The organism is Hamadaea sp. NPDC051192 (assembly GCF_040682475.1).
Classification (GTDB): Bacteria; Actinomycetota; Actinomycetes; order Mycobacteriales; family Micromonosporaceae; genus Hamadaea; species Hamadaea flava.
In genome coordinates this window covers 21,061-29,871 of record NZ_JBFBAZ010000099.1, presented here as the reverse complement: position 1 = coordinate 29,871, position 8,811 = coordinate 21,061, and the positions used below count along the sequence as shown (strand labels likewise).

Sequence of the window (8,811 nt, the reverse complement as noted above, 5' to 3'; positions counted from 1 at the left end):
GGGCTCCACGTAGGCGGCGGCCAGCGGCAGCGGCAGGACCGCCATCCAGCTGGACACGAAGATCACCCGGCCTCGGGTCGCCTCCAGCGCCGGGATGGCGGCGGCCGTGGTGTTCCAGGCCGCGATCAGGTTCACTTCGAGCTGCTGCCGCGCCGCCGCGCTGGGGGCGTACTCGGCCGGCGCCGGGCCGCCGACCCCGGCGTTGTTGATCAACAGATCCAGGCCGCCGAGATCCGCGACGGCTCGGTCGACGGCCGCGGCTGCGGCATCGCCGTCCGTCAGATCACATCCATGAATTTGTACGCCGTCAGCCGTGCCCGAGGCCAGATCGAGGCCGACGACCCGAGCGCCGGCGGCGGTGAACCGCGCGCAGAGCAGTCGGCCGAAGGTGCCGGCCGCGCCGGTGATGAGCACACGGCGTCCGGAGAGCGAGGTCATGCGGATTCCTTCCAGGTGACACCGCGTCCGGCGGCGGCGCGGCGGGTGCCTTCGGCCAGTTCCCTGGCCGCCAACGCCAGGTACGCGTCGAAGTCGATGCGCATGGCCGGACGCCGCTCGCCCCAGCGGTCCCGGGCGGCAGCTAGCTGCGCAGCGCAATCGGCGCGCTGCTCGTCCGCGGCCGGCAGCGCGTACCGGCCGGCGAGGTGGGCGGCGACCAGGCGGGCCTGCGCCTCCACGATGGGCAGCGCCGCCCCGGTCGACTGCATCAGGCCGACGAACATCAGGCCCGGTGCGTCGAGGTGGAACACACGACGGTAGAGGGGCAGCCGGTCGGCACCGTCGCCGAGCAGCGCGGGGTCGAGGAACGGCAGGTCGACGCGGTATCCGGTGCACCAGACGATCAGGTCGGCCTCGTCCTGCCGCCCGTCGGCGAAGGTCACCGTCGTGCCGTCGACGCGCTCGATGCCGGGGCGTACGCCGATCTCCCCGTGCGTGATCCGGGACAGCAGTCCGTCGGACAACGTCGGGTGATCCTGGAGGAAGCCGTGAGTCGGATCGGGCAGCCCGTACTTGCTCGGCTTGCCGACGGTCAGCTTCAGCATCGTCTCGCTGATGCGTTGCCGCGTACGCCACGGCAGCCGTTTGGCCAGCGCGCCGTTGAGCGTGTCGGACGGCCGTCCGAGCAGGTGCTTCGGCACGATCCAGACGCCCCGCCGGAGCGACAGCAGGGTCGACGTGGCGACGTGGGAGGCGTCGACCACGATGTCCATCGCCGAGTTCCCGCCGCCGACGACCAGCACCCGCCTTCCGGCCAGCTGAGCGGGGTCGCGGTAGTCGTGGCTGTGCAGGTGCTCCAGCGTCGGCGTACCCGGATAGCCGGGCACATGTGGGGTGCTGTTGTGGCCGTTGGCGACGACGACGGCCGCGTACCGCTGGGTCGTCGTGCCGAGTGGCCCACGGACCGTGACGTCCCAGCCGGTCCCCGCGCGGACCACGCGCTCGACCGTGTGCCGCAGGCTGACGCGGTCGGCGAGCCCGAAGGTCTCGGCATAGTCGCCGAGGTAGCCCGCGATGCGGGAGTGGTCGGGGTAGTCCGGCCAGTCGGCGGGCATCGGATAGTCGGCGAACTCCGTACGCGTGCGGCTGGTGTTGAGATGCAGCGTCCGGTACGCCGACGAGTGCGGCCCGCCGAGCACCCAGAGTCCGCCGACCCGGTCACCGGGGTCGAAACACCGCGCCGGTACGCCTTGATCGGTGAGCGCCTTGAGCGTCGCCAACCCGGACGGGCCGGCCCCGATCACCGCGACCTGCATGGTCGACCTCCTTTATCCAACGGTGGTTGGATAATGCCCGGGCCGGTGGCCGAGCGTCAACCCACCCGGTACATCCGATCCAGCCAGCGGTGCACGAACGCCCGGAACTCGATGCGCTCGTCGCCGCGGGCGGACGGGCTCACCACGTGTGCGTGCACCGACCAGACGAGGCTGCGGACGGCGATGCGGGGCGACGGCTCGGCGAGCAGCCCGAGGTCGGTGGCCGCGATCAGCACCTCCTCGACGGCCTGATACAGCGGCAACGAGTACGCGTCGTCCAGCTCCGCGTGCAGCTCCGGTTCCGACCAGCGGCGCAGCCAGAGGGCGGTGGTCTCAGGCACCCGCTCCAGGAAGTCGACGAACACGTCGAGCAGCGCGTGCAGGCGGGCGAACGCCTCCTCCGGGCCGGACCGCAGCCCTTCGTGCGCGGACGCGACCGCACCGGCCAGCGCCTCGGACTCGGCCGCGAAGACGCGGGCGAAACAGGCCTGGTAGAGATCCGCTTTCGTGCCGGCGTGGTGGTGCACGGTCGCCACGTCGACGCCGGCCGCCGCGGCCACCTCCCGCAGACTCACCGAGTCGTACGCGCGCCGGGCGAACAGGCCGGTCGCGGCCGCCATGATCGCCGCGTGGGTGTCCCGTTGCTCGGCCCGTCGCGGGCGGCCCGGCCCGCGTCTGCGCTCCATGGTCATGCCCGCCATTGTGCCCTACAATCCGTCAATCGTTGGATAATGGAGCCCACTATGCCGGAGTCCCTCATGACCCAGCCCGCCCTGCACCAGTTGTCCCGCCCGAGCCTGGCCGGCTTCGCCACCGGCTCCCTCGGCATGGGCATCTGGGTCACCGTGCCCGGCCTGCTCCTGCTCTTCTTCCTGACCGACGTGCTGGCGGTCAGCCCGACGGTGGCGGGTCTCGCGCTGCTGCTGCCGAAGATCCTCGACGTGCTCCTGCACCCCTGGGTGGGCCGGCTGTCCGACGCCGACCGGCGTCGCCACGGGCATCGCCGCCGGCTCATGCTGTTCGGATGCGCGCTGCCGGTCGCGTTCGCGGTGCTCTTCGCGGTCCCCGGCGGCCTCACGGGCTGGTCGGCCGCGCTCTGGGTGACGGCCGCGTTCGTCCTCGGCAACTTCGCGTTCGCGCTCTACCAGGTGCCCTACCTGTCGACCCCGGCCGACCTCACGATCGGCTACGACGAGCGGACCCGCCTGATGGGCTTCCGCATGGTCGTGCTCACCCTCGGCATCCTGCTCAGCGGCGTACTCGCGCCGATCATCCAGAACACCTTCGGGTACGCCGCCATGGGCGCAGCGCTCGGCGTCGGCATGCTGGCGACGATGTTCATCGGCGTACGCGGAGTGCGGCGGCTGACCGAGCAGGCCCCGTCACCGGTGACCGGCGCCGGTCATGCACCCGGCCTCCGGGCGCTGCTGGACGCGTTGCGGGACAAGCAGTACCGCTGGCTGGTCGCGAGCTACCTGCTGATGTCGACGACCAGCCACCTCGTGCTCGCGGCCGTCCCCTACTACGCCGCCTATGAGCTGGGCCGCCCGAAGCTGACGACCGTGCTGGTCGCGGCGTTCGTCGCGCCCGCCCTGATCGCCACCCCGTTCTGGGTCCGCCTGGTACGCCGCATCGGCAAGCAGTCCGGGCTCCTCATCGCGCAGGGGACCTTCGTCGGCGGCTGCGTCGTGCTGGCGTTCGGGCGTACCGCGGGGCTCGCTGTGCTGATCGCCGCCGTGGCTGTCCTCGGCATCGCCTTCGCCGCGATGCAACTGCTGCCGTTCTCGATGGTCCCCGACGTCGTACGCGCGGCCGACCCGGACAAGGCCGGCTCGTACCTCGGCGTCTGGACCGCCGCGGAGGCGACCGGCGGGGCGCTGGGTCCCTACGTCTACTCGGCCTGCCTCGCGATCGGCGGCTTCGTCGGCTCCACGGCGGATGAGGAAGTCGTGCAGTCCGCGTTCGCCCACGACATGATCCGGCTGGGCTTCGGGCTCGTGCCCGCCGTCCTCATGGTCGGCAGCATCCTCCTCCAGCGGCGCTACGTCCTGGACCGCCAGCTCCGCAGCGCCGCTGCCGCCGCTGCCGCTGCCGCTGCCGCCGAGAAGCCTCAGCTCGGCTAGCGGCTCAAGTTCGCGTACGCCGTCCCCGGGGTATGGGACTAACCATGACAAGTGGAGCGCTCGATAACAGCTATCAGCTCTCGGACGCCGACTCGGAGGAACTGGTCGCCCGCCGGGCCGCCCGGGAGGAGATGTCCCGATACGTCGACCTCGACACCCTGCCGATGACCGCCCGGATGATCCGCGCGGGGGCCGAGGCCAACGGCGCACCCGACGAGTCGCTGCGTCGCCTGGGCGAACTCGATCCCGAGCTGGAGATCCTGAACGCGGACGCGCTCTGGGAGGCGCTCGGCTACAACGCCGAACCGAGCGCCTAGGTCGCGTTGATCATGGAGTTCGCACCCTCGACACGCCGTCGAGACCACAGTTAACTCCATGATCAACGGGGAGGAGCGTGGGCGGGGAGGAGCGTGGGGACGGCGGGGAGGTCGGAGCGGGCGGTGACGCCTAGCTTCGGGTACGCCTTGTACAGGTGATAGGCCACCGTCTTCGGGCTCAGGAAGAGCTGGGCCGCGATGTCCTTGTTGGACAGACCTTGCGCCGCGAGCCGGGCGATCTGGAGTTCCTGCGGGGTCAATGAGGCGACCGCCGAGGCTACGGGCTCCGACGTCGGCAGTCCGGTCGCGGCGAGTTCGGTACGCGTACGGGCGGCCCAGGGGTGGGCGCCGAGGCGGTCGAAGACTTCGAGCGCCCGGTGCAGGACGGTACGCGCTTCGGCTTTGCGGCGCGCCCGGCGGAGCCACTCGCCGTAGAGCAGCTCGGTGCGGGCCTGCTCGAACGGGCGGGCCGGGAGGGCCAGCGACCGCTGGAACAGCTCCTCGTCGCCGCCGAGCAAGGCCTGACAGCGCAGCAAGAGGGCCATGGCCCACGGTTGCTGCACCCGCTCGGCGAACTCCGTGAACCGGTCCAGCGAAACGGCCGGGGAACCAGCGCGGACCGCCGCCTCCACCAGATCCGGGATACACCGGTACGCCGCCACCTGGTGGGCGTACGGGTTGTCCTGAAGGGACAGCAGCCGGGGTACGGCCGCCTCGGGCCGGCCCTCGCCCAGGTCGAGCAGCGCCAACGCCCACTGCGCCCAGGTGTGCCCGGCCGGTTCGCAGCCCGGCGCGGCGGCCGCCGACGCTTCCGCCGCCAGGGAACGGCAGTCCTCGGACGCACCCGCGACGGCGGCGAGGACGGCCCGCAGGGCGGAGAGCTGACTGATCCAGAGGGGCTGACCGCCGTCGCGCGCGACGTCGAGTCCTTCGGCCGCGCTGATGTCGGCGTCACGGTGGCGGCCGTGGAAGAACTCGGCTTCGGCCTGGAAGAACAGCAGGGTCGGCAGCAGTCCGACGAGGCCCTCGGCCCGGCAGCGCCCGATCAGCGCCGAAGTCAGCTCGTACGCCTCGGCGTCCTGGCCGGAGACGAAGCCGAGTCCGCAGATCTGCACGAGGTCCCGGGGCGCCGCGTCGGGCATGCCGCCGACGAAGGCGGGCCGCCCGCGTACCGAGGCGACCTGGAATCGCGCGAGCGGATCGTCGAGCTTCGCCAGCTGGTCGAGGCACTCCGAGAGCACGGGTTCGCCGAGATACCAGGCGGGGTGGACGGCCTGCAGGAGGATCGGGCCGGGGTCGTCGGAGAACCCCGCCGCCGCCGTGAGCAGGTCGTACGCCGTCTGATAGTTGCCCTGCCAGAACCAGGCGCGTCCTTCGACCCAACCGACCTGGGCGAGGAAGTCCGGCTCCGGCACCAGCGCGGCGGCCCGCTCGGCCAGGGTGACGGCGTTGGCCGGGGCGCCCGCCTGCATGCCGTTCTCGGCCGCCAGCAGCAGCCGTCGCGCCTGGTCGGCCGGGGCCTGGCTCAACTGCGCCGCCCGCTCGTACGCCGCAGCGGCGGCACCGTAACCGTTGCGGTCCCGCGCCTGCCGGGCGGTGTCTTCGAGCGCCGCCGCGACCTCGTCGTCCGGGCTGGTCGCGGCAGCGGCGAGATGCCAGGCCCGCCGGTCAGCTGAGTCCGATGTGGTCAGAACCGCGGCGAGCGCACGATGGGCGGCCAGCCGATCGGAGTACGCCGCCCCGTGATACACCGCTGTGCGTACCAGTGGGTGCTTGAACTGGAGCCGGGTGCCCACGACCTCGACGAGACCCGCGGCCTCGGCCGGGCGGAGGTCGTCGGCCGTGCCGTGACTCGCCGGCAGGACCACCGCGAGATCGCCGGTGTCCTCGGCCGCCGCGACCAGCAGCACCGCGCGGGTGGTCGCGGGGAGTCCCGCGACCTGGCCGGAGAAGGCGGCCTGGAGGCGTTCGGGCAACGGGCGACCCGCCGCCTGATCCCCCACCTTCGGCAGCTCCAGGAGCGCCAGCGGATTGCCCTCGGCCTCGGCGAGCACGCTGTACCGGACGACGGGGTCCAGCTCGGGGTCGAGCAGTCGCGCGGCGTCGACCGGACCGAGACCGGAAAGCCGCAGCTCGGGCAGGCCCGGCGCGGCGAACCCACCGTCCCGGGTGGCGAACAGCAAGGCCACGCCCTCGCCGCTCAACCGGCGGGCCGCGAAGAGCAGCGCGTCGGCCGAGACCGCGTCCAGCCAGTGGGCATCGTCGATGAGACAGAGGAGCGGCCCGTCGTCGGCCGCCTCCGCGAGCAGCGACAACACACCGAATCCCACCAGCAGACGGTCCGCGGTCTCCCCCTGTGCCAGGCCGAACGCAGCGGCGAGCGCGGCCCGTTGCGCACCAGGCAGCCGATCCAGCCGATCCAGTACCGGGCGCAACAGCTGGCTCAGCCCGGCGAACGGCAGCTCGGCCTCGAACTCGACGCCGCTGCCCCGCAGAACCCGCCCGACCGGTAGCTCCGCGGCCCACTCCAGCAGCGCGGTCTTGCCGATACCCGGCCCGCCGCGCAGGACGAGGGCGCCGCCCGCGCCGTCACGGGCCGCCGCGATCAATCGCTCCACCTGGTCTTGCTCGCGACTCCGGCCGTGCAACACGGGTTCGAATCTACACACTGGTACGCCCAGCGCCGGATTACCTAAGCGATACCGATTCCGGGGCGGCCCGATCTCCGTAGGTTTCTTCTCACCAGCAGATATGCGAAAGGAACCCCTCCCATGGAGATCATCCAGAAGTACCTCGCCACGTGGAACGCCACCGACGCCGTCGCTCGCAAGGAGCTGATCGCGGAGGTCTTCACCACCGACGTCCGCTACACCGACCCGCTGGCCGACGTCACCGGGCACGAGCAGCTCGACGGGCTGCTGGCCGCGGTGCAGGGCCAGTTCGCGGGGCTGGAGTTCCGGCTCGGCGGCGCGGTCGACGCCCACCACGACATCGCCCGGTTCACCTGGCACCTCGGGCCGCGGGACGGCGAGCCGATCGTCATCGGGTTCGACGTCGTCGAACTGGCCGACGGCCGGATCGCGAAGGTCTTCGGCTTTCTCGACAAGGTTCCGGGAGGTGCGGCGTGACCGCGACCCTGACGTCGCCGGATGTCACTTCGCGCGGGGGTAGCGCCCCGCGCGGGGTGATGCCCGTCCTCCTCACCGCGACCTTCATGACGGCGTTGGACTTCTTCATCGTCAACGTCGCCCTACCCGCCGTACAACTCGACCTCCGGGCCGGACCCGCTGCGCTGCAATGGGTGGTCGCCGGGTACGGGCTGGCGCTGGCGGCCGGGCTCATCACCGGCAGCCGACTGGGCGACCTCTACGGCCGCCGCCGGATCTTCGGCCTCGGCCTCGCCCTGTTCACCGCGGCCTCGGTGCTCTGCGGACTGGCCCCCAGCGCCGGGTTCCTCGTCGCCGCCCGAGTGTTGCAGGGGCTGGGAGCGGCGCTGATGATGCCGCAGACGCTGGCCATTCTGCGTACGGCGGTGCCGTTGTGGGCACAGCCGAAGGCGTTCGCCCGGTACGGCCTCACGCTGGGGCTGGGCGCGGTGTTCGGCCAGGTCATCGGCGGACTGCTGATCAAGGCCGACCTGTTCGGGCTGGACTGGCGGATGTGCTTCCTGATCAACCTGCCGATCGGCGTCGCCGCCCTGGTCAAGCTGCGTACGCTGCCCGAGTCGCGGGCCGTCGGCGGCCGGCTCGACCTCGTCGGCGTCCTGCTCGTCACGGCCGCCCTCGTCACCCTGGTCCTGCCGCTGATCCAGGGTCCGGAGCAGGACTGGCCGCTGTGGACCTGGCTCAGCCTGGCCGGTTCGGCCGTCCTTTTCGGGGCGTTCGGCGTACACCAGAGTCGCCAGGCGCACCCGCTGGTGAACCTGCGGCTGTTCCGCCAGCCGGCCTTCGGCAAAGGACTGCTCGCCGTGCAGCTGTTCTGGATGGGCCAGGCCTCGTTCTTTCTGATCCTGGCGCTCTACCTCCAGTTCGGCCGGGGACTGTCCGCATTGGAGTCCGGCACGGTGTTCATGGCGATCGGCGCGGGCTACCTGCTCACCTCGACCAACGCCCACCGGTTCGCGGCCCGCCTGGGCCGGCACGTGCTGACCGCCGGCGCACTGATCATGGTGGCCGGGCTGGCCTCGATGGCGGTCGCTGCCGGGCACGGGATCGGCTGGCTGCTGCCCGGCCTCACGATCGACGGCATCGGGATGGGCCTGGCGTTGGCCCCGCTGACCACGACCGTCCTGGCGAAGGTCGCACCGGAGCACGCCGGATCGGCGTCCGGCGTCCTGTCCACCGTCAACCAGACCGGCAACGCCGTCGGCGTGGCGCTGATCGGGATCGTGTTCTACCAGGCCGCCGACTACACCGGCGGATTCCAGGCCGGGCTGATCGCCCTGTGCGTCCTGGAGCTGGCCCTGGCCGGCCTGGTCCAACTCCTCCCCCGCCGCTGACCGGCTCTTGCCCCCTGCGCGCTCGCCCTTCGTCGCCCGCTCGTTTTCAGCGCTGGATCAGGGTTCTCGGTCGAATCTTGCCTCAAGATTCGACCCGGAACCCTGATCCAGCGCCGCAC

8 protein-coding genes are annotated in these 8,811 nt (G+C 71.8%); 4 read left to right on the top strand and 4 right to left on the bottom strand.

Annotation, left to right across the window (positions count from 1 at the left end; all coding sequences use genetic code 11):
* The 3 genes from AB0M47_RS30680 to AB0M47_RS30670 form a co-directional block, all read right to left on the bottom strand.
* A partial coding sequence (locus AB0M47_RS30680; RefSeq protein WP_363420183.1) for an SDR family oxidoreductase occupies positions 1 to 438 on the bottom strand: 438 nt, incomplete at its 3' end.
* Positions 435 to 1,754: an NAD(P)-binding domain-containing protein gene (locus AB0M47_RS30675; RefSeq protein ID WP_363420181.1), complete on the bottom strand. Its 1,320-nt coding sequence runs from the start codon at positions 1,752 to 1,754 to the stop codon at positions 435 to 437. The genes AB0M47_RS30675 and AB0M47_RS30680, both read right to left, overlap by 4 nt.
* A gap of 56 nt (positions 1,755 to 1,810) precedes the next feature.
* On the bottom strand, positions 1,811 to 2,446 hold the full coding sequence (locus AB0M47_RS30670; protein ID WP_363420179.1) for a TetR family transcriptional regulator: 636 nt from the start codon (positions 2,444 to 2,446) through the stop codon (positions 1,811 to 1,813).
* Positions 2,447 to 2,497: 51 nt separating this feature from the next.
* Here AB0M47_RS30670 and AB0M47_RS30665 point away from each other — a divergent pair, with 51 nt between their 5' ends.
* Positions 2,498 to 3,877, top strand: a complete 1,380-nt coding sequence (locus tag AB0M47_RS30665; protein WP_363420177.1) for an MFS transporter — start codon at positions 2,498 to 2,500, stop codon at positions 3,875 to 3,877.
* Between the two features lie 44 nt (positions 3,878 to 3,921).
* A complete protein-coding gene (locus AB0M47_RS30660; RefSeq protein ID WP_363420176.1) occupies positions 3,922 to 4,194 on the top strand; it encodes a hypothetical protein in 273 nt (90 codons plus the stop codon).
* 62 nt (positions 4,195 to 4,256) lie between these two features.
* On the opposite strand, the gene AB0M47_RS30655 is transcribed toward AB0M47_RS30660, so the two are convergent.
* Positions 4,257 to 6,845: a LuxR family transcriptional regulator gene (locus AB0M47_RS30655; RefSeq protein WP_363420174.1), complete on the bottom strand. Its 2,589-nt coding sequence runs from the start codon at positions 6,843 to 6,845 to the stop codon at positions 4,257 to 4,259.
* Positions 6,846 to 6,965: 120 nt separating this feature from the next.
* On the opposite strand from AB0M47_RS30655, the gene AB0M47_RS30650 reads away from it, so the two are divergent.
* Positions 6,966 to 7,322 (top strand): nuclear transport factor 2 family protein, encoded by a 357-nt coding sequence (locus AB0M47_RS30650; protein ID WP_363420172.1) that lies wholly within the window; start codon positions 6,966 to 6,968, stop codon positions 7,320 to 7,322.
* Complete coding sequence (locus AB0M47_RS30645; RefSeq protein WP_363420170.1) at positions 7,319 to 8,692, top strand: MFS transporter; 1,374 nt, start codon at positions 7,319 to 7,321, stop codon at positions 8,690 to 8,692. Before AB0M47_RS30650 ends, AB0M47_RS30645 begins: the two co-directional genes overlap by 4 nt.
* Positions 8,693 to 8,811 lie beyond the last annotated feature (119 nt).

Coding starts and splice junctions, on each gene's coding strand:
- AB0M47_RS30675 (WP_363420181.1), bottom strand. CDS start 1,754: ATGCAGGTCGCGGTGATCGGGGCCGGCCCGTCCGGGTTGGCGACGCTC.
- AB0M47_RS30660 (WP_363420176.1), top strand. CDS start 3,922: ATGACAAGTGGAGCGCTCGATAACAGCTATCAGCTCTCGGACGCCGAC.
- AB0M47_RS30650 (WP_363420172.1), top strand. CDS start 6,966: ATGGAGATCATCCAGAAGTACCTCGCCACGTGGAACGCCACCGACGCC.
- AB0M47_RS30665 (WP_363420177.1), top strand. CDS start 2,498: ATGCCGGAGTCCCTCATGACCCAGCCCGCCCTGCACCAGTTGTCCCGC.
- AB0M47_RS30670 (WP_363420179.1), bottom strand. CDS start 2,446: ATGACCATGGAGCGCAGACGCGGGCCGGGCCGCCCGCGACGGGCCGAG.